The 26,416-nt window shown below is 57.9% G+C and carries 24 protein-coding genes and 2 rRNA genes (1 of these 26 running past the window's edge); 15 read left to right on the top strand and 11 right to left on the bottom strand.

The features are described from left to right. The 4 genes from EY643_RS03925 to EY643_RS03940 form a co-directional block, all read left to right on the top strand. A 23S ribosomal RNA gene (locus EY643_RS03925) occupies positions 1-575 on the top strand; it begins 2,327 nt to the left of the window's first position. Positions 576-745: 170 nt separating this feature from the next. Beyond that, positions 746-861, top strand: a 5S ribosomal RNA gene (gene rrf, locus EY643_RS03930). A gap of 106 nt (positions 862-967) precedes the next feature. Continuing rightward, a complete protein-coding gene (locus EY643_RS03935) occupies positions 968-2,002 on the top strand; it encodes a patatin-like phospholipase family protein (RefSeq protein ID WP_152660961.1) in 1,035 nt (344 codons plus the stop codon). 67 nt (positions 2,003-2,069) lie between these two features. After that, complete coding sequence (locus EY643_RS03940; protein ID WP_152660962.1) at positions 2,070-2,273, top strand: hypothetical protein; 204 nt, start codon at positions 2,070-2,072, stop codon at positions 2,271-2,273. A 6-nt stretch (positions 2,274-2,279) separates the two neighbouring features. On the opposite strand, the gene EY643_RS03945 is transcribed toward EY643_RS03940, so the two are convergent. Beyond that, positions 2,280-5,426, bottom strand: a complete 3,147-nt coding sequence (locus EY643_RS03945) for an HD domain-containing phosphohydrolase (RefSeq protein ID WP_205743144.1) — start codon at positions 5,424-5,426, stop codon at positions 2,280-2,282. A gap of 114 nt (positions 5,427-5,540) precedes the next feature. After that, positions 5,541-7,844 (bottom strand): Ig-like domain-containing protein, encoded by a 2,304-nt coding sequence (locus EY643_RS03950; protein ID WP_152660963.1) that lies wholly within the window; start codon positions 7,842-7,844, stop codon positions 5,541-5,543. Positions 7,845-8,170: 326 nt separating this feature from the next. Here EY643_RS03950 and EY643_RS03955 point away from each other — a divergent pair, with 326 nt between their 5' ends. The 4 genes from EY643_RS03955 to EY643_RS03970 are packed head-to-tail and all read left to right on the top strand — an operon-like array spanning position 8,171 to position 10,630. Continuing rightward, positions 8,171-8,995: a glycosyltransferase family 2 protein gene (locus EY643_RS03955; RefSeq protein ID WP_152660964.1), complete on the top strand. Its 825-nt coding sequence runs from the start codon at positions 8,171-8,173 to the stop codon at positions 8,993-8,995. Positions 8,996-9,038: 43 nt separating this feature from the next. After that, positions 9,039-9,788, top strand: coding sequence for a uracil-DNA glycosylase family protein (locus EY643_RS03960; protein ID WP_152660965.1), 750 nt, complete (start codon positions 9,039-9,041; stop codon positions 9,786-9,788). Position 9,789: 1 nt separating this feature from the next. Continuing rightward, complete coding sequence (gene rimI, locus EY643_RS03965) at positions 9,790-10,230, top strand: ribosomal protein S18-alanine N-acetyltransferase (RefSeq protein WP_152660966.1); 441 nt, start codon at positions 9,790-9,792, stop codon at positions 10,228-10,230. 1 nt (position 10,231) lies between these two features. Beyond that, positions 10,232-10,630 (top strand): hypothetical protein, encoded by a 399-nt coding sequence (locus EY643_RS03970; RefSeq protein WP_240732816.1) that lies wholly within the window; start codon positions 10,232-10,234, stop codon positions 10,628-10,630. Between the two features lie 9 nt (positions 10,631-10,639). Here the strand turns inward: EY643_RS03970 and EY643_RS03975 are convergent, their stop codons facing one another. From EY643_RS03975 to rsxA, 6 genes are read right to left on the bottom strand one after another with little or no spacing between them, the layout of a single operon-like run. After that, positions 10,640-11,356, bottom strand: a complete 717-nt coding sequence (locus EY643_RS03975; protein WP_152660967.1) for an electron transport complex subunit E — start codon at positions 11,354-11,356, stop codon at positions 10,640-10,642. Between the two features lie 36 nt (positions 11,357-11,392). Further along, positions 11,393-12,007 (bottom strand): electron transport complex subunit RsxG, encoded by a 615-nt coding sequence (gene rsxG, locus EY643_RS03980; RefSeq protein ID WP_153240901.1) that lies wholly within the window; start codon positions 12,005-12,007, stop codon positions 11,393-11,395. After that, positions 12,007-13,038 carry an electron transport complex subunit RsxD gene (rsxD, locus tag EY643_RS03985; RefSeq protein WP_152660968.1) on the bottom strand — a complete coding sequence of 344 codons (1,032 nt, stop codon included), beginning with the start codon at positions 13,036-13,038 and terminating at the stop codon, positions 12,007-12,009. Before rsxD ends, rsxG begins: the two co-directional genes overlap by 1 nt. A 1-nt stretch (position 13,039) precedes the next feature. Then, positions 13,040-15,073: an electron transport complex subunit RsxC gene (rsxC, locus tag EY643_RS03990; RefSeq protein ID WP_152660969.1), complete on the bottom strand. Its 2,034-nt coding sequence runs from the start codon at positions 15,071-15,073 to the stop codon at positions 13,040-13,042. After that, positions 15,070-15,696 carry an electron transport complex subunit RsxB gene (gene rsxB, locus EY643_RS03995; protein WP_152660970.1) on the bottom strand — a complete coding sequence of 209 codons (627 nt, stop codon included), beginning with the start codon at positions 15,694-15,696 and terminating at the stop codon, positions 15,070-15,072. The genes rsxC and rsxB overlap by 4 nt, the downstream gene beginning before the upstream one ends. 6 nt (positions 15,697-15,702) lie before the next feature. Then, a complete protein-coding gene (gene rsxA, locus EY643_RS04000; protein WP_152660971.1) occupies positions 15,703-16,281 on the bottom strand; it encodes an electron transport complex subunit RsxA in 579 nt (192 codons plus the stop codon). 222 nt (positions 16,282-16,503) lie between these two features. Here rsxA and metG point away from each other — a divergent pair, with 222 nt between their 5' ends. From metG to dcd, 3 genes are read left to right on the top strand one after another with little or no spacing between them, the layout of a single operon-like run. After that, complete coding sequence (gene metG, locus EY643_RS04005; RefSeq protein WP_152660972.1) at positions 16,504-18,543, top strand: methionine--tRNA ligase; 2,040 nt, start codon at positions 16,504-16,506, stop codon at positions 18,541-18,543. 8 nt (positions 18,544-18,551) lie between these two features. After that, on the top strand, positions 18,552-19,370 hold the full coding sequence (gene apbC / locus EY643_RS04010; protein ID WP_152660973.1) for an iron-sulfur cluster carrier protein ApbC: 819 nt from the start codon (positions 18,552-18,554) through the stop codon (positions 19,368-19,370). A 45-nt stretch (positions 19,371-19,415) separates the two neighbouring features. Next, positions 19,416-19,985, top strand: a complete 570-nt coding sequence (gene dcd, locus EY643_RS04015; protein ID WP_152660974.1) for a dCTP deaminase — start codon at positions 19,416-19,418, stop codon at positions 19,983-19,985. Between the two features lie 13 nt (positions 19,986-19,998). Here the strand turns inward: dcd and EY643_RS04020 are convergent, their stop codons facing one another. The 3 genes from EY643_RS04020 to purM are packed head-to-tail and all read right to left on the bottom strand — an operon-like array spanning position 19,999 to position 22,401. Then, positions 19,999-20,724, bottom strand: a complete 726-nt coding sequence (locus tag EY643_RS04020) for a DUF3108 domain-containing protein (RefSeq protein ID WP_152660975.1) — start codon at positions 20,722-20,724, stop codon at positions 19,999-20,001. Further along, entirely contained in the window at positions 20,705-21,313 is a 609-nt protein-coding gene (purN, locus tag EY643_RS04025; RefSeq protein ID WP_240732884.1) for a phosphoribosylglycinamide formyltransferase, read from the bottom strand. The genes EY643_RS04020 and purN overlap by 20 nt, the downstream gene beginning before the upstream one ends. 47 nt (positions 21,314-21,360) lie before the next feature. After that, on the bottom strand, positions 21,361-22,401 hold the full coding sequence (purM, locus tag EY643_RS04030; RefSeq protein ID WP_152660977.1) for a phosphoribosylformylglycinamidine cyclo-ligase: 1,041 nt from the start codon (positions 22,399-22,401) through the stop codon (positions 21,361-21,363). Positions 22,402-22,556: 155 nt separating this feature from the next. On the opposite strand from purM, the gene EY643_RS04035 reads away from it, so the two are divergent. Genes EY643_RS04035 through EY643_RS04050 form a run of 4 tightly spaced genes read left to right on the top strand, consistent with a single transcriptional unit; the run spans position 22,557 to position 26,412 of the window. Further along, complete coding sequence (locus EY643_RS04035; protein WP_152660978.1) at positions 22,557-23,594, top strand: DUF2066 domain-containing protein; 1,038 nt, start codon at positions 22,557-22,559, stop codon at positions 23,592-23,594. Then, on the top strand, positions 23,582-24,664 hold the full coding sequence (locus tag EY643_RS04040; protein WP_152660979.1) for an AI-2E family transporter: 1,083 nt from the start codon (positions 23,582-23,584) through the stop codon (positions 24,662-24,664). The genes EY643_RS04035 and EY643_RS04040 overlap by 13 nt, the downstream gene beginning before the upstream one ends. Further along, positions 24,654-25,349, top strand: coding sequence for a DnaA regulatory inactivator Hda (gene hda, locus EY643_RS04045; RefSeq protein ID WP_152660980.1), 696 nt, complete (start codon positions 24,654-24,656; stop codon positions 25,347-25,349). The genes EY643_RS04040 and hda overlap by 11 nt, the downstream gene beginning before the upstream one ends. A 22-nt stretch (positions 25,350-25,371) precedes the next feature. Next, a complete protein-coding gene (locus EY643_RS04050) occupies positions 25,372-26,412 on the top strand; it encodes an OmpA family protein (protein ID WP_152660981.1) in 1,041 nt (346 codons plus the stop codon). Positions 26,413-26,416: the final 4 nt, after the last annotated feature.

Here is a 26,416-nt window from a genome sequence, read left to right on the forward strand (position 1 = left end):
GGCACAAGCGCGCTTGACTGTGAGTCTGACAAGACGAACAGGTACGAAAGTAGGTCTTAGTGATCCGGCGGTTCTGAATGGAAGGGCCGTCGCTCAACGGATAAAAGGTACTCCGGGGATAACAGGCTGATACCGCCCAAGAGTTCACATCGACGGCGGTGTTTGGCACCTCGATGTCGGCTCATCACATCCTGGGGCTGAAGCCGGTCCCAAGGGTATGGCTGTTCGCCATTTAAAGTGGTACGCGAGCTGGGTTTAGAACGTCGTGAGACAGTTCGGTCCCTATCTGCCGTGGGCGTTGGAGAATTGAGGGAAGCTGCTCCTAGTACGAGAGGACCGGAGTGGACGAACCTCTGGTGTTCGGGTTGTGTCGCCAGACGCATTGCCCGGTAGCTACGTTCGGACAGGATAACCGCTGAAAGCATCTAAGCGGGAAGCCCCTCCCAAGATTAGTTCTCCCTGAGACTTTAAGTCTCCTAAAGGGCCCTTGAAGACTACAAGGTTGATAGGCTGGGTGTGGAAGCGCTGTGAGGCGTTGAGCTAACCAGTACTAATTGCCCGTGAGGCTTGACCATATAATCCAAGTTATTTGCGCATGAGAATGTGCGAAGTTAAGAAGACAACGGATGTTGTGATTGAGTCCAGTGTTGAGATACACACAGAACATACAGTTTGATTTACCACCCTATTTGTTGAGACGAGGCAGTCCTTAGGGGCTTAAGACCGACGACAGCAAGCCAGTTTGCCTGGCGACAATAGAGCAATGGAACCACCTGACCCCATCCCGAACTCAGAAGTGAAACGTTGCATCGCCGATGGTAGTGTGGGGATTCCCCATGTGAGAGTAGGTCATCGCCAGGCTTCTAAACCTAAAATCCCGTTACTCCTTGAGTAACGGGATTTTTTTTGGGTTCCGTAAATAGACTACACTCAAGGCATCCGGTCTTCCCAGGGAGGGCAGTGTGCCATGGACTATCCGTTCAGGAATCTCGTATTCGAGGGAGGCGGAGTCAAGGGGATCGCCTATGTGGGCGCCATGCGCGTTCTGGAAAGTGAGGGCATTCTCAACCAGATCCAGCGTGTAGGCGGCACTTCAGCTGGCTCTATCAATGCTGTGTTGTTCGCAGCGGGTTACTCCAACGAGGAAACTCGTAAAATTCTCAAAGCGCTGGACTTCAACACCTTCAAAGACGACAGCTGGAATGTGCTTAGCGATATGAAGCGCTTGAAGGACGAGTACGGCTGGCACAAGGGGAACACCTTCCGGCGCTGGATCGGTGCTTTGCTGGAAAAAAAGACGGGGAGCCGTGACGTCACGTTCAAGGCGCTCCAGGATCATAGTGGCAAGGCGCTTTATGTGTTTGCCAGCAATCTATCAACGGGTTTTGGCGAGGTGTACTCTCCGGAACACACGCCACGCATGCGTGTGGTCGATGCCGTGCGTCGATCCATGTCTATTCCGCTGTTCTTTCGCGCTATTCGGGACGACAGGAACGACGTGTTTGTAGACGGTGGTGTCGTCAACAATTATCCAGTGAAACTCTTCGACCGGCAGAAGTATCTGCAAAATACCTCGCTAGAGCGTATCCCTGCTTATTATGAGGAGGAGAACGAGCGCCTGGAAGCCTTGATCCCGGGTCGAAGCCCCTACGTTTACAACAAGGAAACACTTGGCTTTCGTCTCGATTCCGCGAGGGAAATCGGTGTATTTCGCGACGGCCAGGAGCCCGCGAGTGAAAAGATAGACAACTTTATGGATTACACCCTGCAGTTGGTTAAAACCATTCTCGCTGTGCAGGACACCCAGCACCTGCACAGTGATGACTGGCACAGGACCATCTATATCGACACCCTGGGCGTCGGTACGACCGATTTCGACCTCAGCAACACCCTGAAGAACAAGTTAGTAGCGGAAGGTAAGCGTCGAACCCTGGCCTACCTGAAGTGGTGGCGAAATACCGCTGGAGAACTCCCGATCAATCACCCCGATTCCACTGAATAGTGCTGTAATTGGCCGAAAAGGGAAATATGGACTAGTCTGGTGGCAGGAATTCTCAGGAGATATAAGGATGCGCTCTTTAGTAATTGTTGTTGCTCTGGCTGCATTGGCCGGTTGTTCCACCCAAGGTGTAGTTCACCACTCGCCCTACGACCTGGATCGAGACGGGACCATGGATGCCCGTTGCCCGGGCCTTGAGTATGACACCTCCAAGAACACCCTGTACGGGTGGCGCTCGAAGGGGTCAGAGGCTTGCGAGGAACAGAGTAGCTAAGCGTCGCTAGTGGCTTAGATACTTTCCAATTTCCACCTTGTCAATTTGCTCCGGGGCCAGATAGGCCTCGGCGTATTCCATATATACGCCTTCGCGGATGAATAGCTCGAAGCAGTCCCGATCGATGTGGTTGTCTTCCACCATCTTGTGCAGGATATCCACCGCTACGGATACAGGCTTGGCTTTTTTGTAGGGCCGGTCCGACGCGGTGAGGGCCTCGAATACATCTGCGACCGCGAGTATTCTTTCTGGGATGGACAATTCTTCTCCCGGCAATTTGCGAGGGTAGCCGCTGCCACGCATGGTTTCGTGGTGAGTGGATGCGTAACGGGGGACTTTACTGAGTTCTTCGGGGAATGGCAGGCTTTCCAGCATGCGAATGGTGCTGATCATATGCTCGTTGATCTTGAAGCGGTCTTCGGCCGTGAGCGTGCCTCGGGAGATGGATAGGTTGTAGACTTCGCCCTGGTTGTAGAGGTGCTCGGGAATATCCATATTGATCCCCAGCTTGGGATCGTAGTCGGTGGAACGGGTCCGTTCCACAATGTGCTCTGCCTTATCGGCCAGTAGTGCTTCCGTGGCGGGAGTGGGCACTCCCTTACCTTTGAGGTTAAGCTCTTCAACGGGTGACAAGCCGGCACGGTCGTCAAAGTTGCGGGTCCAACTCTTCTGGGCAATGGTTTTGAGGCGAGCCTGAGCCTCATCCCCGAGAAACTCCCCGCCTACATTACACTTGGCGACGAACTCGAAGTCGTCCTGTAGCTGATGGTGTGTTGCCGCAAGTTGCTCTGCCAGTGCAGCTTCCTGCTCGGGGTTCGCGTGTCTCTGTTGCCAATAGTCCACTTCAGCATCGCGCCAGAGCACTTCAAACCGCATACGTACCTCGTGGATTCGATTGTAGATGGTCTCAAGCTTGCTGCCTTTGTCGACGATGTGCTCCGGGGTGGTGATCTTGCCGCAGTCGTGCAGCCAGGCCGCGATGCGATACTCGCGCCACTCATCTTCTGATTCCGGATGGAACTGGTCGAAAGGGGCCGCGTCACTGTCAGCGGCGCGTTTGGCCAGCATCAAGGCCAATTCGGGTACACGCTCGCAGTGGCCGCCGGTGTAGGGTGATTTCTCGTCAATGGCCTCGGCGATCAGGCGAATGAAGGCGTCCATCAACTCCCGCTGGGCCTCTTCGTATTCTTGGATCGAACCGACCATGCCGACCATTGATTCAGAGAGTTCGTCCAACTCTTTGACCCGCGATGGAATACGTACGACGCTGTCAAATTCCCGCCGGCGCACTTTGTCGTTTTCCATGGCCAGTTGGCGCACAGGTTTGACAATGGGATTAGCGAAAAGCCAGGAGAGCGGCAGGATCAACAAGAGCAAGCCTACGGTAATAGCCATGGAGAGGCGTACTTTTTCCAGATACGGTGCCATCACCGTATCTAGTGGAGTGACAATACCCAGCAGCATACCGTTGGTGCCCGCGGCAATCGGAGTGCTGAACACGACGTGGTCGCGCCCCGCGAGCTGGGCGCTGTGGAGCTGGTCTTGCATGGCCGGTGTATTGGCTATTTCCACCAGCAATTCTGCAGGTACGCTCTCTGACGTGCTTTCATCAAGCTGGGAGTCGAACTTGAGCCACGTGGCTTCAAGTCTGGCCAGGTTCTCTGCGTCGATGGCAGCGATGGCCTTGTCGATAATCACGCGCAGCTCTGGTTTGTCATGGGCTACGACCACGTGCAGCTTGTCGGGCACCTTCGTAGCGTCCAGGTCGATATTTTCGTGATACTGGATGCCCCGCACGAAGTAGTGGCGTGTGAGATAACGCAGAATTACCTCGTTATCCAGCGCCGCATACACTTCACCATTGGCGACTTTCTCTACCGCTTCCAGCGTGCTGGCGACTTCTACAATCGGGATCTCAGGGTGGTTTGCGCGTACGACTTCGAGAATCGACCATCCCGCCGGAATGGCCAGTGTGCGCTTTCCTAAATGGGCCACACGTTTTAGCGGTGGTTCGCCCTCACGAGTGAGCAGGGCATACGGTATACGGATGTAGGGCTCTCCTGGCAGGCCCCAATCCTTGTTTTGCTCGGTCAGGGTAACCGAGTGCAGCAGGTCGATGTCACCGGCTTTGAACGTGTCCACCAGCTGGGTCCAGGTCATGCCATTCACATATTCGATCTCAATCTGCAGCATCCGCGCGATGAGGTTCATGGTGTCGATCGAATAGCCTCGGGGCTGGCCTTCCTGGGTGTAGTCGAAGGGGGGCCAGTTGGTCTCATTGGATACCCTGAGCGTCGGTAGTTGCTCCAGGTAGGCCCTCTCCGTGCCTGTGAGCTTCACCCGCGGGGCGCGCAGCTCGTCCGCGCCATACTTGTGGGTCACGCTGGAGGCCACCACCGTGCCTTCTGTGTCGTAGAGATAGATGGTGCTATCCCCGGCCATTTCGCGGGTAGCCAGAAACTTGGAGGTCGTGGCCATGGTCATGTCGAGGCCCACGACAGCTTCCGATCCCGCGATGCGTCGCGAAATGCTGCGCCCGGGTACACCCAGGTGGGCGAACAGGTAGGGGGCTGAGGTCTCAACCTTGCCGCTTTCGTAAGCCGAGCGATACCAGGGGCGGCTGGTCACCTGGTAGTCAGTGGGCTCGCTGCGGCTGGTGCGCCGTCGGCCGTTGGTGTCCAGATACTCGTAGCTGCGCATCCAACCTTCGGGAGTGTTTTCGACCCTGATCACGACCCAGTGGTCGGTTGGCGTGGCGAATAATTCTTTGCGGGCCAACTCGCTGACCTGCAGGTTGACGACTTGATACATGTAGCCATCGCTATGGCCCACGTACGCACCGTAGATCATGGGGTTGAGTTCGAGCACCTGGGTAAAGATGTCCAGCGCAGCGGCTTCGTTTTCGCGGTTAACCAGGTCCTGGTTTCCCGCAAGCAGGTTGACCACGTTGGTGTTTACCCTGCCGATGGCCTGCAGTTCTGACGCAACGCTCTCCGCCGTGCTTTTATAGAGTTCGGCGGCGGCGTTGCGGGCCATGGAGTGGCTGAAGTAGTACTGCAGGCCGATCGCCACCGCGGCGGTAAATAACGTGGCGAACACGAAAACGGTGACCACGGTCATACGGATGGTCGTGTGTACCTTGGGTGTGCTCAAGTGGCGCGATCCTTGTTCCGGGCTTGTAGCTTATAACTAAAGCACAAAATTGGCTTTTCGAAAGGCAAAAAAAAACCGCGGACAGTGCCGCGGTATTTTTTGGTAGAAAGCAGTCTAGCCGCCTAAGCCCAGACCATCATCGCCACCTTCCTCGGGATCGGGGCAGTTGCTGGCATCGTCGATGATCTCGACAGTACAGGTGAAGCTCTCGCTGTACTCGTCGTCAACCTTGATCTGGAACTCACTGGTGCCAGAGGGGCGTTCTTCACCATTACAGGAGGAGTAGGTGACAGAGCCTGCCTGGGTGAGAGCCACACCGAAGGCGCCAGGCAGGATCGCGTCGGGCACTTGGGTGTTACCGGACAGCGTCACTTCACAAACGCTGGATTCCGTGCTGATGGTGGTGCCAGCGATCGGTGAGTTGTTGTAGGTATCAGATACATACACCTGGTACTCGCCGCCGTTGTAGGCGGTGCCGCCCACGGCGTTGCCGCTGTTGTTGATCAGCAGCAGTGCCCAGTTCGGGTTGTCCGACAGGATGATCTGCAGGTCGTCGCGTACGTTGACCAGTTCACGGCTACAGTACACGCCGTCGCCTTCCGGTGGGCAGAGCAGGCCGTTGTAAACCGCCGTCACACCTTCATCCGGGTAGCCATTGGCGGGGTCATCACCGTTGGCATCGAAAACGCCATTGTTGTTGAAATCGGTGAAGATCTCTTCAGAACCAGCGCGACACTCATCCAGGTTGGGGTTGTTCAGGCAGTAAGTGCGTGCCGGATCGTAGAAACCATTCCAGTTGTTATCCAGGTAGGCCTCGGTGAGGTTGGCGAAGCGTTCACCTTCGTCGTACACACCGTTGGCGTTGCTGTCGATGAAGGATTCTTCGCCGATGGCAGTCACCAGGATGGTGGAGCGAGCTCCGCGGATATAACCAAGGCTGTCTGGGCAGGGGCCGGCAGCCGCGTTGTGGCTGGGGCAGGCGTAGTCAGGGTCGTAGATGGTCTTCACCAGGGCCTGGTTTTCTGGCAGCGTCGGGAAGCGCGGTGCCTGGCTGGTCCAGGTCACGCTGCACGAACCGCCGGTAGTCTGACAGTTGGATTCAATGGAGCCGTACTCAGTGGTAAATACCGCAGCCGTGCCGTCGGGAACCGGGTTGTTGAATTTGTCAGCCATACGCACAGTGATCGAGCGGGTGATGCCGTCCGTGCTCATCGCGTCTTTCACAATCAGGCTGGTGCCTTCTACCGACAGCGAGATGGAGTTCTGGTCAGGTAGGCCGGTGCTGATGGTCAGTACATCGGAAACCGCAGATACTTCAGTCGAACCGTCGCTGGCTTCCAGGCTGGCTACTACGCGTACTACCGTAGCCACATCGCCTGAGTTGACGAAGGTAGATACGTTACCCTCGGCGTCGGTGGTGGCTGAGGTGGGGTTGAAGGTAATACCGCCAACATCAGTTGTCAGGGAGAAGCGAATTTCAACACCTTCCTGTGGGTTACCCAGCGAATCCACAGCTGCGAAAGTAACTTGCGATTGTTCCTTGCGATCGGGGCCGCCACCTGTGCCTTTGAGCACGATCAAGGTGGGATCAGCGCTGATAAATGTCAGTGAATCGGCAGTGGGGTCGGCGATTTCAATAGTGCCGAATGCCTGAGCGCCTTCACCGACCAATTCGGCGGTGAGTTGATCAACGCCTGAGCAACTCCCAGCGGTGTAGTCAATCTGCACTTGGCCACTCGCCACAGCGATCGGGCTGGCAGGTGCAATCGTGGACTCACCGGAGGTGAGGCAGCTACTGGTGAGGCGGATGCTCTCTGCACTGCCGATGGGCAGGTCGTTCTCATCCACGATCGCCAGCGCTAGTACTGCGGTGCCTTTGGGGGAGATCGGCTCGTTCGGGGCGATGCCGATCTCACCTTCGAAGAACTCTCCATTGAGCAGGTAGCCGATGCGGAGGCCATTCACGCCCAGCTGGAAGTTGATAGTCTCGGTGACCGTGGTGCCGTTTTGGTCGTCTACGGAAACGTTGATGGTGCCCGCGCCGCGACCTTCGCCAGCTTCGATGCGGAACGTGACCGCGCCCTCGGCGTTAGTCAGTTTGGAACCGCTGGAGGGGAAGAGTAGGCCACTGCTAGTGGACGCAGTGACGATCACATCGGCAATAGGGTTGCCGTTGGGGCCATTCCTGGTGATAAGCACCTGGAGTGTGCCGGGGGAATTGGTGCTGACCGTGCTGGTCTCGTTGCCGTCTGAATCCTTCAGCACAGCCTGAATATAGTAAGTATCGCTGCTGCTCCCTGCGTCACCCAGGAAACCGCCGCCTCCACCGCCGCCCCCGCCGCCACAGGCGGTGATGGCAAACAGCGCTATAAAAGTAGCAGCCAATCGGCTGCTGAAAGAGGCGAATCGAGTAATCATCTTGTTCCCCTATGGCTCACATCCTGCGAGTCTTAATATTGTAGATTCGGCTTCTACTGATTCTGGTGTTATCCACCAGCGTGTCAACCTTCCGTTCACACTTTTCACAGCTTAACACGGAGATTTATAAAAACCCCATGAAAACATGGTGATAGCCGGGTTTTGTGATTTTTAACACAAACTTTGAGCTACCCCTGTTCAGGTCGATAATATCCCCGTGGAATGGGAATAAAAGAAAAATTTGGTAAAAAGTTATGAAACGGTGTTTTTGACGTCAAATCGGTCGAAATACGACCTCGATAGGCTCTAACTGGTAACATGCGCCGATGAACCTCACCGTGTCGATTGTCACCTATAACAACGCCCTCGAAATGCTGCAGCGCACGCTCGCCAGCTTGCGGGAGGCGGCAGAGCAGGGTCTGGAAGCCGGGGCGGTGTCTAATGTGGCTGTGTCACTGGTAGACAACGGTTCTGACACCGCATATCGGCGCCGGCTGGAGCAGTTGGTGGCCGATCAGAGTACTCAGGCCACTTACCAGCTGGACTTTGTGCCATTGGCGCAGAATCGGGGCTTTGGCGCAGGCCACAATGCCGCGCTGGCTCGCTCGCGGGGCGACTATCATCTGGTGCTCAACCCGGATGTGGAGATAGCAGCGGATGCGCTGGCAGTGGGCCTTATACGATTGCAAAATGCGCCGGAGCTGGCCTTGCTAAGCCCGCGCTGCACCGGCGGCAGTGGCGAACAGGAATTTTTGTGTAAGCGCTATCCATCGCTGATGGTACTTGCCCTGCGAGCGTTCGCTCCGGGCCTTGGCCGGCGCCTGTTTCCGGCGCGAATGGAGGCCTATGAAATGTCGGACACCTGCGGCGATGTGAATGAGGTGGAAGTGCCGCTGGCGAGCGGTTGCTTTATGCTCACTCGAGGCGCTCAGCTGGCAGAGGTAGGGGACTTTGATGAGGGCTATTTCCTCTACTTTGAGGACTTTGACCTATCGCTGCGCCTGTCGCGGCTGGGCAAGGTACTCTACCTGCCACAGATGCGCATCGTTCATCACGGCGGCTATGCCGCCAGTAAGGGCCTGGCCCACCTGCGAATGTTCGCCAGCGCAGGCCTGCGCTTTTTTCGCCAGCACGGTTGGCGCTGGACGTAGCTATTGCTCTCGTTCGCGGGAGGAATGCTGTTATCATTAGCGTGTGAATCAATCCGCTGAAACTGCCGCCGCCGAAATTCGTCGAATGCACTACCTGCAGGCCATGGGTGTCGAAACCTATGTCTCGCGCCGGCAGCTGCCTGGTGCTGCGCCTAGTCAGCGGCTGACCATCATCCCGGCTGCTGCTGCGGCACCCGTGCCGGCGACGCCCCAGCATGAATCTCATGTCGCCAAGCGCGGCCCCGCGCCGGAAATGCCCCGGTTGGATGCAGGCGATGGAACCAGTGTAAAACCCTCTTCGCGCCAGCCGTCAGCGGCATCGAAACCCGCCGCCGCCAGGTCTACAGATGCGACGCCAGCCCTTACATTCAGCCTTGGCGTGGTGATCTGTGGCGATGTGGCCTGGGTGGAGGCCCTGGACTACCCTCTGGCACGCGAGCAGGTGCAATTGATACAGGCGATGGCCAGAGCCGTGGGCGCCACCCAGGCCAAGCCCAAGGTGGCCCAGTTCGATTGGCCCATGCACAATAATCCCCAGCTTGACCAGGGCGAAGCCGCCGCTCGGGCCAGCCTTGCCGCCTATCTTGATCGTCACCTGAGCGAGGCCAACTGTCGGGCTGTGGTGAGTCTCGGCGATACCGGTACCAAACTGACACCAGTGGAAGCGCTCTCTGCCTTCACCTGTGTCGCGACTCACAGTACCCGGGACATGCTTGAGAATCCCACTTGCAAGCGCAAGGTTTGGGCGGACCTGCAAGTCATCACCGCGCCTGCTGAAGTCACTTCCACGTAAGGTGCTGCGCACCGGCGAACCCGCAGATGTCCCACTGGCGGCGGCGCTGGATACACTCGTTTCAGACAACCCCTGGCAGCCAGCCTCCCTGATGCGCTACTTTGACAATACTGCGAACGCCAGGTCTCTGGTGTGGGAATCGGCCGGTGAGCTCAGGGGTTTTCTCGTCTACTCACTGGTATTGGACGAGGGCAGCGTGGACAATGTCGTGGTGCATCCCGACGCTCAAGGTCAGGGCTATGGCCAGCGCCTGCTTGACGCTGTGCTGGCGCAATTGCGGGAGGCCGGCGCCCGGCGTTGCCTCCTGGAAGTGCGGGAGGGCAATACTGCCGCCCGCGCACTGTATGAAAAAAATGGCTTTACCGAAGACGGCCGCCGAGCCGGCTACTATAAAACTGCGCAGGGCAGCGAAGACGCCTTGCTGATGTCCAGGAGATGGTGAATTGTCGATAAGCATACTCGAGACAGAATGGTGGAGTCTTGCGTTGCCACCAGAGTGGTGGGCAGAGTCGGAAGAAGAGAGCATCCTGGTGGGCGACCACGACGGTGTGGGCTGTATTGAGATATCCACCCTGCACAAGGAAACAGGCGAGTTCGACCCGGTCACGGTTGAGCAGATTGTGCGCGAGGAGTCAGAGCCGGAGCAGGTGTGGAATGCCGCAAGTCTTGCAGAATTCAAAGGGCTCACCAGCAGCTACGTTGCGGAAGATGCTGCCATACGCGAGTGGTACGTTGCCCGCGGTGCGATGCTGTTGTTTGTGACCTATAGCTGTGAGGTAGAGAACCGGGGCATGGATGATGCAGCGGTGGATGAGATCCTCGATACGCTTGTAGCGCTGTAAGAGAACCTCTTAAGAAATAGTGCCCGTTACCCGTACCCGGCGCGAACCGGCCTCTGGTTTTTCCTTCAGCGCATCCATGCGAGCCTGAATACGGCCGTCGATAATATTCTTCACGGCGATAATCAGTCCGGTAAAGATAAATGCCCCGGGTGGTAAAATCGCCAGCAAGAAAGACTCATAGTTTTCAAATAGAACCACTTTCCAATCTGCGGCAGCCGGCCCGAATAGCAAATCCATATCTGCAAACAGGGCGCCTGTACCGGCAAGTTCACGCATGGCTCCCAGCAGGATCAGGATGACACCGAAGCCAACACCCATGATCAGCCCGTCGTAAACAGAGGGCAGCAGGCTGTTCTTGCAGGCGAAGCCGTCAGCTCGGCCGAGGATTACACAGTTCGTTGTGATCAAGGGCAGGAAAATACCGAGGATCTGGTACAACTCGTACGCAAATGCCTGCATCAACAATTCGGTACAGGTCACTGCAGCCGCAATGATCATGACGAATACGGGCAAGCGGATCGCGTCGGAGACAATATTGCGGATCAGCGAAACGCAGGTGTTCGAAGTCACCAGTACCAGCGTGGTGGCCAGGGCCAGGCCAATAGCATTCACCACACTGCCGGTCACAGCCAGCAATGGACACAGGCCCAGCAACTGGACGATCGCCGGGTTGTTCTTCCACAGCCCGTTAAGGGAGAGCTCTTTGTAGCTGACGTCAGTTGTCATAATCTTTTCCAATCGCTTGCGCAGATCAAGTCTCGCCTACGATTCGTCTCCAAATAGCACTGCCTCATTTGCAGCAGCGTACTCTAAAACTCGTTTGGTCGCCGCAACCACCGATCTCGGAGTGATCGTCGCACCGGTAAAGGCATCGAATTCACCGCCGTCTTTGGTGACTGCCCAGGTGTTTTCAGCCAGTGACTTGCCCTCAAAACTCAGGACCCAGTCAGATTTTTTGAGATCAACCTTGTCCCCTAAACCCGGAGTCTCCTTGTGGGAGAGTGCGCGTACCCCTGCTACGGAACCGTCGGCATTGACGCCTACGATCAGATCGATATCGCCGCTATAGCCATCGCGGGCAGTGACCGGAATGATTGCGGCCACGGTGCGTCCGTTTTTACGCGCCAGATAAATACGCTTCTCACTGCGTAGCCCCAGAGCCGCAATGTCGGCTCCCGCTGGCAGGGTGTCATCCAGCATCGAGTTATCATGGCGCTCGCGAGGCACGATCTGTAGCAGCGCCTTTTCTTCGGCTTTGCGGATTTCCGCAGCAATGCGGTCCTTGGTACCGAGATAGCTGCCGGCCAGCGTAAGCGCAGCGGCGATGGCAAAAACGGCAAGCAAGAGCGAATTCTTGGTGATGGACTGGCTCAGCATCACTTCTTACCTCCGGCCGATTGACCATGGCCGTAGGTGCGAGGCTGGGTGTACTGATCAATGAACGGGGCGGCAAAGTTCATAATCAGTACTGCGAACGCCACTGCGTCGGGGTAATTGCCCCACACACGAATCAAGTAGACAAGCAGACCGATCATGGCGCCGTACACCAGTCGGCCGCGAGTGGACACGGCTGAGGTGACCGGGTCTGTCACAATAAAAAAGGCCCCGAACATGGTGGCACCCGAGAGCAGATGGAACAGCGGCGAGCCGCCGCTGGCGCTGGAACCACCGTCGTAAAACAGCGAGCTCATCAATGCCAGCACCACGAGCATTGCCACCGGGGCATGCCAGGTGAATACGCGCTGGTAAATCAGCCACAGGCCGCCGGCGAGAAACGCGATGTTTACCCACTCCCAACCGAGACCCGCCCAACGGCCGAATTGCGGGTTTTCCTGCCACAGATCTTCGATCAGCAGACTGTTGTTCTGCTTGAGTACATCGAGTGGGGTGGCCATGGTCACACCGTCGAAGGCGGCGGGCGTAAACAGGGCTTGAAACGCCTGCATAAGGTCGGGCAAGTCGCCGGCACCGCGGGGCGCGGCCCAGGTGGTCATCTGCACCGGGAAGGAAATAAGCAGTACGACATAGCCCACCATGGCCGGGTTGAAGGGGTTGTAGCCCATCCCGCCATAGAGATGCTTTGCCAACAGTATTGCGGAGGCCATGCCCACGGCGATGAGCCACCAGGGGGAGTAGGGTGGCAGTGCCACGCCCAGCAGTATGGCGGTAACCAGGGCACTGCAATCTTTCAGGTAAAAACCCAGCGGGCGTCCGCGCAGTTTTAGAGCCAGGGCCTCAAAGGCAATGGCCAGGATGCTGGCCCAGGCGATATTGACCAGAGTGCCGAAGCCGAAGAAATAGCTGAGTACCAGCACGCCGGGTACGGTGGCCAGCAGTACATTCTGCATCAGGTTGCCGGTTGAGCGAGCGGTGTGGGCGTGGGGTGACGTTATCCGCAGCAGTGCCATATCAGTTCGCCCCCTCGGTTTCAGTCACTGCCGCGCGGGCGTCCTCGATCTTACCTTTAAGGCGCTCTACGGTGGATTCGAGGGCAGAGATGATTTTCTCCTCGTCGGCTGCGGCTTTGCTCTCAGCTAACTTGGCCTCGGTTTTACTGAGCCGGGTCTCAAGCTTGGCGAGGTTCTCGCGTGCTTTTTCAGCGGGGCTTTTGCTGGCTTCTGCCTCGCGCGCGGCCATCGCTCTCTGGATCGCCAGTTGCGCTGCATCAGCCGGCTCAGCTGCGGCCGGTTCTTCCTGCGGCGCGGCGTTGGCCTGCTGATAATCTTGCAGAGCTTTCTCTGCAGCTTCGAGCTTTGCTCGGGTTTTGTCCACGCCGGTTTGTAGCGCATCAACAAGGTCAGAACCCTCTGCCTTGGCCGCTTCCAGTTTTGTTGTTGCTGTGTCCAGGCGCTTGCGGGTGGTCACCACTGCTTTTTCCAGTTTGTCGCCTTCACTTTCACTGGCTGAAGCATCTGCCTGGGCGGCCTTCTTGGCCTTGGCCCGTTCAATGGCGGCCTGAATCGGGTCTTCCTCGGTAGCGCCCTGCTCAGCGGCCAACTTGGCCTTGGCTTCAGCTGCCTTCTTGCGTGCCGCGCGTTTGGCTTCTTTTTCTGCCTCCTCTCGGGCCAGGCGCTCTTGCCGGGCTTCGAACCGTTTCAAGGAGTATTCTGATTTCTCGGCGTCTTTGCGCTGCTGCAGGATGTCGGCCTTGGAGGCGCGGTAGTACTGCACCAGGGGGATGTGGCTGGGGCAGACATAAGAGCAGGCACCGCACTCGATACAGTCAAACAGGTTGTGCTGTTCGAGCTTCTCGAATTCCTGGCCCTGGGCAAACCAGAACATCTGCTGTGGCAGCAGGCTGGCCGGACAGGCTTCGGAGCAGGTGCCGCAGCGTATACAGGCCTGGGCCGGTGGCGGCGTTGGAAGTTCCGCCTCGGTCGGCGCCAACACGCAGTTGGTGGTCTTGACGATGGGTACCTCTGCCTGGGGCACGGTGAAACCCATCATCGGGCCTCCCATGATCAGACGATTGTTCTTGTCCGGCGCATAGCCGGCCCGGGCCAGCAGGTGGCTCATTGGGGTACCAATCAGGGTCTCGAAATTCTGCGGTTCGGCCACGCTCTCACCGGTGACTGTGGTAATGCGCGATACCAGGGGTTTTCCTTCGAGCACAGCGTCACGGATCGCGACGGCCGTACCGACGTTTTGGCACACGATGCCTACGTCCGAGGGGAGACCGCCCGACGGGACTTGCTTGCCGGTCAGAATTTCAATGAGTTGTTTTTCGCCGCCGGAGGGATATTTAGTGGGGAAAACGACAATCTGGATGTCGGTTCCTTCTGCGGCCTGTTGCAGCGCGCTGATACCTTCCGGCTTGTTGTCTTCTACGCCGATCAATGTTTCGCCCGGTGCGACCAGGTGGGTCAGGATTCTGGCGCCCGCGATGATGTGCTCGGCGCGCTCGCGCATGAGGATATCGTCGGCTGTGATGTATGGCTCGCACTCGGTGCCGTTGAGAATCAGCGTCTCGATATGGGTGCCCGGTTTGACCGACAGCTTCACCGCAGAAGGGAAGCCCGCCCCGCCCATACCGGCGATACCCGCATTGCGAATGAGGCTTATGAGTTCTGCTTTTTCCAGGCTGTCGTACTCGGGAGTACCCTGCAGTGGAACCCACTCGTCCTGGCCATCGGTGTCGATAACGATGCAGCGCGCAGCGCGCCCTGAGGGGTGGGCAATTTGCCGGTCTTCAATCGCTGCGATGGTGCCTGAGCTGGGCGCGTGCAGTGGCACACTGACAAAGCCTGCTGGCTCTGCAATCACCTGGCCTTTGAGAACCTTGTCGCCCACGCTTACAACCGGGGCTGCAGGTGCACCAATGTGCTGCGACAGTGGCAGAATCAACTGGTCAGGGATCCCGGCACTCGCAATCGGTGTGCGCACTGACTGGTGTTTGTTCTCGGCCGGGTGGATGCCACCGTGGAAGTCGAAAATCTTTCTCACGCGGCTTTCTCGGCTGCTGATGGCTTGGCGTCCGTGGCGATAATATCAACTTCACGGCTTACCGGGTCAGGCAGGTCCCATACCCAGTTTTGCAGGGTGGCTGCTTCCGCGGGGCGCATCTCGATGCAGTCTACCGGGCAGGGTTCAACGCACAGGTCGCAGCCGGTGCACTCACTGGCGATGACCGTATGCATGTGTTTCGCCGCGCCCAGAATAGCGTCTACCGGGCAGGCCTGAATGCACTTGGTGCAACCGATGCACTCGGGTTCGCGGATAAAGGCCACCTGGGTCTCTGCTTCTTCGCCGTGCTCGGCGTCGAGCTCCGGGGCTTCTACGTCCAGCAGGTCCGCCAGGGCCTGCACCCCGGCCTGGCCGCCTGGCGGGCACTTGTTAATCTCCTCGCCCTCGTTGGCTATTGCCTCGGCGTAGGGACGGCAACCAGGATGGCCGCACTGGCCGCATTGGGTCTGGGGCAGGATCGCATTGATCTCTTCGACAATGGGGTTGCCCTCGGCCTTGAACCGCACAGCGGCATAGCCAAGAAGGGCGCCGAAAATTAGTCCCAGCGCAACCAGGGCAAATAGGGCGGCAAGCAGGGGGTATTGTGCGATGAGTCCGTACACGTGCGTTTACACCAGACCCGCAAAGCCCATAAAGGCCAGCGACATCAGGCCGGCGGTAATCATACCGATAGCGGGGCCTTTGAAAGGGGTGGGTACGTCGGCCACGGCGAGACGTTCACGCATGGCAGCAAACAGCACCAGCACCAGCGAGAAGCCCACTGCAGCCCCAAAACCATAGAACAGGGCCTGGGTGAAATTATGTTCCTTATTGATGTTGAGGAGCGCTACGCCCAGTACCGCGCAATTGGTGGTGATCAGCGGCAGGTATACGCCCAGAACTCGATGCAATAGCGGGCTGGATTTGCGCACCACCATTTCGGTGAATTGCACCACCACGGCGATGACGAGAATAAATGAAATGGTTTTCAGGTAGGCAAGACCCAACGGGTCCAGCAGGAAATGGTAGGTGATGTTGGAAAGTGCGGACGCCAGGGTGAGTACAAAGGTGGTGGCCATAGACATGCCCATCGCCGTCTCCAGTTTGTTGGACACGCCCATAAACGGGCACAGTCCCAGGAACTGTACCAGTACGAAGTTGTTCACCAGGATCGCCCCGATCAACAGGATGGAATAATCAGCCAACATGGCGCTATCTTACCGCATGAATGCAAAACAGTCAGCTCGGACTTTTTTGCCGAATCAAAGTGCGCCTATTCTAACCTGTCGTCCGTGGGATCGCAGTATGCAATCCCAAACTAATGGTTATTAGGCTGGGCAATATGTCTCAACCGGGTCTTCTAGTGACCCTATCCCCCAAAACAGCTATAGTAGCGCCCCTTTTTTGCGAGCAAACGGACACTGAAACCCATGGCTGCCAACGCCCCGCGCAAGATTCTCGTGACCAGTGCACTGCCCTACGCCAATGGCCCTCTGCATCTGGGCCACATGCTGGAGCAGGTGCAGACCGACATCTGGGTGCGCTTCCAGAAATCCCGCGGTCACGACTGCCTTTATGTCTGTGCCGATGACGCCCACGGCACGGCAATTATGCTGGCGGCAGAGAAGTTGGGCATCACGCCCGAGCAGCACATCGACAATATGCGCGCGCTGCACATGGCAGACAGCGAAGGCTTCCTGATCGATTTCGCCAACTTTCACTCCACTCACTCGGAAGAAAACGAGAAGTGGTCGGCGGAGATCTACAAGCGCCTCAAGGCCAACAGTCATATCGCCAGCCGGGAAATTACCCAGGCCTTTGACCCGGAGAAAGAGCTGTTCCTGGCGGACCGCTTCATCAAGGGCACCTGCCCGCGTTGCAAGACCGCAGATCAGTACGGTGATAACTGCGAGAACTGTGGCGCTACCTACAGCCCCTCCGACCTGATCGATCCAGTGTCTGCCATTTCCGGAGCGACCCCTGTCGACCGGGAGTCCACCCACTTCTTTTTCCGGCTTCCCGAATTCGAGGCCATGCTCAAAGAGTGGCTTGATTCCGACACCTTGCAACCACAGGTGGCAAACAAACTGCGAGAATGGACCGACGCTGGCCTGCAGGAATGGGATATCAGCCGTGATGCGCCCTATTTCGGATTCGAGATTCCAGGCGAGCCTGGCAAGTACTTCTATGTCTGGCTGGACGCGCCGATCGGCTATATCGCCAGTTTTGAAAACTATTGTGAGCGCACCGGCCACGCATTCGATGAGTATTGGCAGCCCGGCGGGAACACTGAGCTGTATCACTTCATTGGTAAGGACATAATAAACTTCCACGGCTTGTTCTGGCCCGCGATGCTGGAGTCTGCTGGCCTGCGCACGCCCACAGCAATTTTCGCTCACGGTTTCCTCACAGTGAATGGCACCAAAATGTCCAAGAGCCGCGGCACTTTCGTTAACGCCAGCACTTATCTGCAGCACCTGCAGCCGGAGTACCTGCGTTACTACTTCGCGGCGAAATTGAGCGACTCCGTCGACGATATCGACCTGAACCTGGAAGACTTTGTGCAGCGGGTGAATTCAGATGTTGTTGGCAAGGTAGTGAATATCGCCAGTCGCTGTGCGGGTTTTCTCAAGAAAGGTTTCAACAACCGTCTGGCGCCCGTGTGCGCCGAGCCGGAGTTGCTGGCGGACGCGATCGCGGCCGGCGAGCAGATAGCCGAGCTCTACGAGAAGCGCGAATTCAATAAGGCGATCCGCGAGATCGTTGCCCTCGCCGACAGGGCGAACCAGTACATTGATGAGCACAAGCCCTGGGTGCTGGCGAAAGAAGAGGGCCGTGAAGCGGACGTTCATGCCGTTTGTTCCGTAGGCATCAATCTGTTCCGGGTTCTGATGACCTATCTCAAGCCAGTACTTCCTGCGATGGCTGAGAAATCTGAGGCGTTCCTGAATATCTCGCTGGACTGGACTGTACTCGAAGCACCGCTGGTTGATCATGAGTTGACCAAGTTCAAACCCTTGATCCAGCGTATCGACCCGAAAGACGTAGAGGCGATGGTGGAAACCAGCAGGCCGGCAGAGGCCCCTGCCGAGAAAACACCGGTAGCAAAGAAGAAGGAGCAACAGCCTGTGGACGAGAGTGGCACCATCGAATTCGATGATTTTGCGAAGGTGGACCTGCGGGTAGCGAAAATTGTAGCTGCCGATCACGTCGAAGGTGCCGATAAGCTTTTGCAACTGACACTCGACGTTGGCGAGCTCGGCACCAAGAACGTGTTCTCCGGCATCAAGGCCGCCTATAAGCCGGAAGACCTGGTGGGCAAGCTCACTGTTATGGTCGCCAATCTGGCACCGCGAAAAATGCGCTTTGGTGTGTCAGAGGGCATGGTCCTCGCGGCAGGCCCCGGCGGCGAAGACATCTATTTGCTGGAGCCACATGCTGGCGCCCAGCCAGGTATGCAGGTTAAATAAGGCGCTTCATGAACGAAATCAAACACATTATTGCCGTAGCTTCCGGCAAGGGCGGCGTGGGCAAGTCCACGACTGCGGTTAACCTTGCGCTCGCGCTCAAGGCGCGCGGCGCTGAGGTTGGCCTGCTCGATGCGGACATCTACGGCCCCAGCCAGCAACTGATGCTGGGCGTGGCGGACGATGTGCGGCCGGAGCAACAGGGCGGCCAGTTCCTGCTCCCGGTGAAAGCCCATGGTCTCAAGACCATGTCGATGGGTTACCTGGTGACAGATAAGACTCCGATGGCATGGCGCGGCCCGATGGCCGGCGGTGCACTTGCACAGATGCTGGAGCAAACCCTGTGGGGGCCTCTGGATTATCTGGTGATCGACATGCCGCCGGGTACGGGCGACATTCAGCTGACTTTGTCCCAGAAGGCCCAGGTTGCCGGCGCTGTTATTGTGACCACGCCACAGGATATCGCCCTGTTGGATGCGCAAAAAGGCATTGAGATGTTCCGTAAGGTTGATGTGCCGATTCTGGGCATTGTTGAGAATATGGCCATGCATGTGTGCAGCAACTGCGGTCACGCAGAGCATATCTTCGGTGCCGAGGGCGGCGAGCGCATGGCGCAGGATTACGGAGTGCCGCTGCTTGCCAGCTTGCCGCTCCAGCGCAGCATCCGCGAGCAGACCGATGCCGGCAACCCGACAGTGGTCGCGGAGCCCGAATCTCCGGCCGCGCTGCTGTATCTGGCGATGGCCGACAAAGTGGCGGCGGCGCTCGCTGCGCAAGGCCCCGACAGTGCAGTAAAGCAATTTCCTGAGATCAAGATTTCAGACGACTGATTTAGAAAATAAGCAATCACCAGGCATTCACAACAGGACAGACACGTGAGCATCAAAGCAGACAAGTGGATCCGTCGCATGGCGGAGCAACAGGGCATGATCGAACCTTTTGAAGCGGGCCAGGTGCGCGTCGACGAGGGCGGCGACAGGCTGATTTCCTACGGCACGTCCAGCTATGGTTATGACGTTCGCTGCTCGAATGAATTCAAGGTATTCACCAATATCAATTCTGCCACGGTGGATCCGAAGGGCTTCGATGAAGGTAGCTTTGTCGATGTAACCAGCGATGTGTGCGTGATCCCGCCGAATTCTTTTGCCCTGGCCCGGACGGTCGAGTACTTCCGCATTCCGCGCAATGTGCTCACCATTTGCCTGGGTAAATCCACCTATGCCCGCTGCGGCATCATTGTAAATGTGACACCCCTGGAGCCTGAGTGGGAAGGGCATGTGACGCTGGAATTCTCCAATACCACGACCTTACCGGCGAAGATCTACGCCAACGAGGGCGTTGCCCAGATGTTGTTCTTCGAATCTGATGAAGTATGCGACGTGAGTTATAAGGATCGCGGCGGCAAGTATCAGGGCCAGACTGGCGTTACCCTTCCCAAGGCCTGAGCGGCGCTCACAGCTACTTGCCTATATTCGCGTCGAGTAACACCATCTCCACTGGCTTACCGTCCTCTACGTGGACGGTTTTCACCATGAGATAATCCAGCTCCGGTGCGATCCAGGTATCTGACTTGCGATCCGGATCGTCGTGAACGCGCTCGAAATGCAGAGTGTTGAATTTGCCCATCGGCGTTTCAATTTCTGCTTCGCCACGGTAAGTAAGAACGTAGTCTTTCACTTTTTTGGCGTCGGCGACGCGAATAGTGACGTCTTCCTTGGGGGTGGGGTCGTTGAGCAGGAACAGGCGCAATTGCTCCTGCTGGCTCATGCGGTCCAGAGTGCCCTCGGTGTAGGGAAGGTCGTACCACTGCTCTTTATAGAGGCTGCGGATCACGTCTGAGCCGGGGGTGAAGTGCACCTCGCGACGACGATTGATCAGCCCCGTGCCTTGATAGACATACGATTTGGGTTGCACCTTGTCGCCGTCGACCTTGAATACACTGATTTCCTGAAAACCCACCACCATGATTTTGCCGCCGTTGGTGAGGGTATAGCTACCATCCCGATTGGCCTGCAGTTTGCGCGTGAGCTTAAGGCCAATACCGCGCGCCGTGGTTTTGTACTCAGCGGTGTAGGGCTTGAGAGAGGTTTCGCTTGCCTGTGCCGGAAACCCGACAAGGACCAGCCCCAGGGCCAATATCGTGCCCAGGGCAGGCAGGCCGGTTTTAATGAACACCTTCAACATAATCTATACCTGTGGCGGGTATGGGCGCGCCGTCAAGGCGCGCGCCAGCCGCGGTCAGTTCCAGTCTACCCTCTAGCTGCCAACGGGCGGCGATAGGGTAGATAACGTGTTCCTGCACTATGACGCGTGCCGCCAGTGATTCGGCGGTGTCGCCGGGCTCTACCGCGACTCGGGCCTGGATAATCGGCGGCCCGCCGTCCAGCTCCGGGGTCACGTAGTGCACGGTGACACCCGCTTCGGCGTCGCCAGCAGTCAGTGCGCGCTGGTGGGTGTGCAGTCCCGGGTACTTGGGCAGCAGGGACGGGTGAATGTTCAATAATTTTCCGGCAAAAGGTTCGATGAAGACCGGTGTGAGAATTCGCATGAATCCCGCGAGGATAACCAGGTCCGGCTCGTGGCGGGCCAGCGCGTGCACCAGGGCGGCGTCGAACGTTTCGCGCGAATCGTAATTCTTGTGGTTGACGCAGGTGGTTTCGAGACCTGCCTGCGCAGCGCGCTCAAGCCCCGCTGCATCCGGCTTGTTGCTCAGCACCAGGCAGATTTCAGCGTTGAGGTCGCCGGTCTGGCAGGCGTCAATAAAGGCCTGCATGTTGGAACCGCGCCCGGATATCAGGATCGCGATGCGGGCTTTGGCGCTCACGGCTTGAGTACGACCTCGTTGCTGCCGGTGGTAATGCCACCGATGCGCCATGCGCTGTGGCCGGACGCTTGCAGTGAGGCGATCGTAGCCGCTTCATCGGCAGCGCTTACGCACACTACCATGCCCACGCCGCAGTTAAATGTACGGTACATTTCCCGTGTGTCGACGTTGCCCTGACTCTGCAGCCAGTTGAATACGGCTGGCCAGTCCCAGCTGGTGGTGTCGATCTCTGCATTGCAGTTTTCGGGCAGTACCCGGGGCAGGTTTTCCAGCAGGCCACCACCGGTGATGTGGGACAGGGCTTTCACATTGACCTGTTTGAAGAGCGCCAGCAGGGCTTTGACATAGATGATGGTCGGAGCCAACAGTGCTTCGCCCAGGGTGGTGTCGCCCAGAGCTTGTCCCAGGTCGGCATCGCTCACCTCGATAATCTTGCGTACCAGGGAGTAGCCATTGGAGTGGGCGCCGCTTGAACCGATGCCGATCAGTACGTCGCCCTCGGCGACGCCGCTGCCATCGATAATTTCAGATTTTTCGACCACGCCAACACAGAATCCGGCCAGGTCGTAGTCTTCACCCTCGTACATTCCGGGCATTTCGGCGGTCTCGCCGCCCACCAGCGCGCAGCCAGAGAGCTCGCAACCTCTGCCAATGCCCTCGACGACATCTGCCGCGGTGTCCACGTTCAGGGCGCCGGTGGCGTAGTAATCGAGGAAGAACAGCGGTTCGGCGCCAGCGACGACCAGGTCGTTGACGCACATCGCCACCAGATCGATACCAATGGTGTTGTGAACGCCAAGGTCCATGGCCAGGCGCAGTTTGGTTCCCACGCCATCGGTGCCCGATACGAGTACCGGCTGTTTATAGCCTTCGGGGATCTCACACAGCGCCCCAAAACCGCCCAGGCCGCCCATTACTTCAGGGCGCGCCGTGCGCTTGGAAACACCTTTGATACGCTCAACCAGGGCATTGCCGGCGTCGATATTGACCCCTGCGTCCTTGTAGCTGAGGGAGGAGGGGGTGCTGCTGTCAGTCATGGGCTTTGGCGTCCGGGGTAGATGTAAAGTGGTCATTGCAAAACGGGCGGCTATTTTAGCTTGCCAGCCTCTCCGGCGCACCTGCCAATTTTGTGGCCGCTGTTGGATTGATGGCTGCTACAATACTGGCCCTGATCATTCACTGGAGCTAGCTGGTGCCCGGTACAATATTTCGTCTTTTGGCCGTGATGGCAGTCGGCCTGCTGCTGGCCGGCACTGTATCTGCCGATGTGGTGCAAAACCTCTATTCCGCCCGGGTGCCTGTTGTGGACCAGAGCTCCCAGACTATTGCGGCTGCAGCCAGTGATGCACTTGGCCAGGTGGTTGTTAAAGTGTCCGGCAGTGAAGAGGCTCTCGAACATCCCACTGTCCGCAAGGCCATGGGCAACGCCCGCAGCCAGGTTCAGCAGTATGCCTTCCAGGATGGTGATACCGGACTGGTGGCGCGCTTTCAGTTCGAAACCAGTTATGTGCAGCGCCTGGTCAAGCAGGCAGGATTGCCATTGTGGACCGCCAACCGACCGCGGGTGATCGCGTGGCTGGTGACAGAGCAAGGCGGCGAGCGCCAATTCGTGAACATGGATACCACGCCTGAGCTGGCTCGTGAGTTGATGGACGAATTTGACGCTCGGGGCGTACCCGCCCAGCTCCCGCTTTACGACCTCACCGATGCCACGGCAGTCAGTACTGACGATGTCTGGGCTCTCAATGGCGATGCCCTGCAAGCCGCGTCGCAACGCTACGACGTGGACGATGTGCTGTTCGGGCGTGTAGTGGCGATGTCCACTGGCGAATGGCTGGGTGACTGGAGCTATCTCTATGGGCGCCATCGCCTCGACCGTCACGCATCGGCTCCTGAGTCCCTTGGTTTCTCTCGCCAGGGAGTAGCGCTGGCGGCGGAAAGCATGGCGCAGCGGTACGCCGTGGTCACCAGTGGCGCCGACGATGCTCGGGTGGTGATGAATGTAACCGGTATTAACGAGTTCGGCGCTTACGCCGAGCTGGTCAACTGGCTGGAAGGTCTCGAGCTGGTCGACCACGCCAATGTCAGGCGTATTGCAGGTGACCGGGTGGAGCTCACTCTGGTCTCTATGGCTGACGCTGACGACCTCGCCAAGCTGATTGAGTTGAATGAACATCTCGTGCCTCAGGCGGTAGTGCCTGGACAGCTGGATTACCTATGGCAGAAATGACCCCTCAGCAGGAGGCCGTGATCAAGCGCTGGCCGCTGTTGCTGGCGGTTTTTGTCGTGGCCGGCGTGCTGCTTTACATGCTCGAACCCATTCTCAGCCCTTTTGTGTTGGGCGCACTGATTGCCTATCTGGGTGACCCGCTTGTGGATGCCTGGGAGCGGCGTGGTCTCAGCCGTACCGGTGGCGTATTGGTGGTTTTCCTGTTGTTTACCCTGTTGTTCCTTGCCGCCACGTTGTTTGCCGTGCCGCGGCTGCTGCATCAGTTGGATGCGCTGGTTTCGCGGGTGCCGGATATTTATCACTGGCTCACCCAGGTAGCGGTGCCCTGGTTGCAAGTGAGGCTTGATCTGCCGGGCTCGAGCCTGCCGCAAATGGACTGGTCTGAACAGGTGGCGAATAACTGGCAGTCAGTGGGTAAGTTTACGGCCTCGACGCTGAGACAAATTACCGGATCTGGTGCCAGCCTGATGTTGGGCCTGGCCAATCTGGCCCTGGTGCCGGTCGTGGCGTTCTACCTGATGCGTGACTGGGACCACCTTGTGGCCAAGGCGCTCGATATTCTGCCGCTGGCATGGCAGGACCGTGTGGGTTACATGGTGGGCGAGGCGGACGAGGTGGTTGGCGCGTTTCTGCGAGGCCAGTTTCTGGTGATGTGCGCTCTGGGGGTTATCTACAGCCTCGGTCTCTGGGTCGTGGGCCTGGAACTGGCGCTGCTGCTCGGACTGATTGCCGGGCTTGCCAGCATCGTGCCTTACCTGGGTTTTCTGGTGGGAATTGTAGCCTCTTTTATCGCCGCATACGCCCAGTTTGGAGAGTGGACGGCGCTACTGTGGGTGGCGATCGTTTTTGGTATCGGCCAGGCGCTGGAGTCGATGATTCTCACTCCTGTTTTAGTGGGCGACCGAATCGGCCTGCATCCCGTCGCCGTTATTTTTGCTTTGATGGCGGGCGGTCAGCTAGCCGGCTTTGTGGGCGTGGTTATGGCCCTGCCAGTGGCGGCTGTCATCATGGTGTTTGTCCGCCACGCTGTGGCTCACTACCGCGCCAGCGAGCTTTATCATGGCGAGTGAGGCGCAGCTCGCACTGCCCGTCCTCATACGGGACGATGCTACCTTTGATAATTACCTCGCGGGCGAGGGCGGCAAAGTGTTGCTCGGTGGTCTGCGACAGCAGCTGACCCCTGACGGGGAGCCGCTGATCTTTCTTCACGGCGGCGCGGGCAGCGGCAAATCGCACCTGTTGCAAGCAGCTTGTCACCTGGCCGAGGGGAGAGCGCTTTATCTACCGTTGGCAGATCTTGCCGGCTATGCGCCTGAAGAGGTTTTGGCTGGCGCCGAGCAGATGCCGCTGCTGTGCCTGGATGATCTGGATGCGGTGGTGGGCAATGAGGCTTGGGAGCTAGCTCTTTTTAACTTGTATAACGCGGCACGTGATGCTGGCTGTCGCTTGCTGCTGGCGGCGGCGGCCTCGCCCAGAGAACTCGCGATTGATCTTGCCGACCTGCGTTCGCGCCTGGCCTGGGGGGTGGTGTATCACCTTCCGGCGAGTGACGATGAACGCAAATGCCTTATCCTCGAGTTCCGCGCCGGCCTGCGCGGTTTGCAGTTACCGCCAGAGGTAGCCGCATTTTTGGTCAAGCGCGCGCCGCGCAGCCTGGATGGCTTGCTGGATTGCCTGGATAAACTGGACCGAGCGTCACTGGCACACCAGCGCGCGCTCTCAATTCCTTTCGTAAAACAAACACTTGATTTGTAACCCTGTAGGGAGATTCAACCGCATGCAAAAGAAAATACTCACAGCTGTTGTAGCAGCAACCATTAGCCTGGGTGCACTTGCTCCCGCGGCGAACGCCGAGCTACCTCTGACCCTGAACCTCGGTATGGGCTTATGGAAAAACGATAGCTCGCGAAATCTGAACGACACCGAGACACCATGGGCTGGCCTTGAATGGGCATTCAATGACAACTGGGCCGCCGAGGTGATGTACGCCGACGACGATGCTCGCACTGAAGATGGCATGGGGCGCGCTGATATCGTGACCTGGCAGTTGGGCATGAAGTACTACGGAGGCAGTTACATTGGTGATGCCGGCCGCATCCGTCCTTACCTGGCCTTTGGTGCTGGCGAGATAGACATTGACTACGGAGCTGCGGATACCGTGGAAACCACGCTGAACGGCGGCCTCGGTGCCCGTTGGATGATCACCCAGCGCCTGGGGCTTTCCGGTGAAGCGCGCATGCTTTATAGCCTGGATGAGCACTATAAAGATACGCTGCTCAGTATTGGCCTGAACTTTTACCTCGGTAATGTTGATGGCAACACCGGAGCCGGCGCCAGTGATGCCGGCGGTTATTCTACCGGCGATGAAGATGGCGACGGCGTGACCGATGATATGGATCAGTGCCCAGGTACACCCGCCGGTACGCGGGTCGATTCAGTGGGCTGCCCACTGCCGGTCACCGAGGTGGCTTCCATCAAAATGATGGTGAACTTCGGTTTTGATTCTTCAACCGTTGAAGAAAAGTACTTCAGCGATATCAGTGAACTGGCTGTATTTCTGCAGCGCTTTGAAGACGTGCATGTAGACGTCGAGGGGCACACGGATAGCTCAGGCCCCGATGACTACAACCAGAGCTTGTCTCAGCGACGGGCACAGGCTGTTGTCGACTTGCTGGTCAATGAGTACGGCATCGCGGCTCGCCGTCTGGAAGCAAAAGGTTACGGCGAAAGCCAGCCTGTTGCAGACAATGCTACCAAGGAAGGTCGCGCTGAGAATCGTCGCGTGATGGCCACTCTCGAAGTCGAGTACGCCGACTAGGCAA

The sequence above is a fragment of the Halioglobus maricola genome, from assembly GCF_009388985.1.
GTDB lineage: Bacteria > Pseudomonadota > Gammaproteobacteria > Pseudomonadales > Halieaceae > Halioglobus > Halioglobus maricola.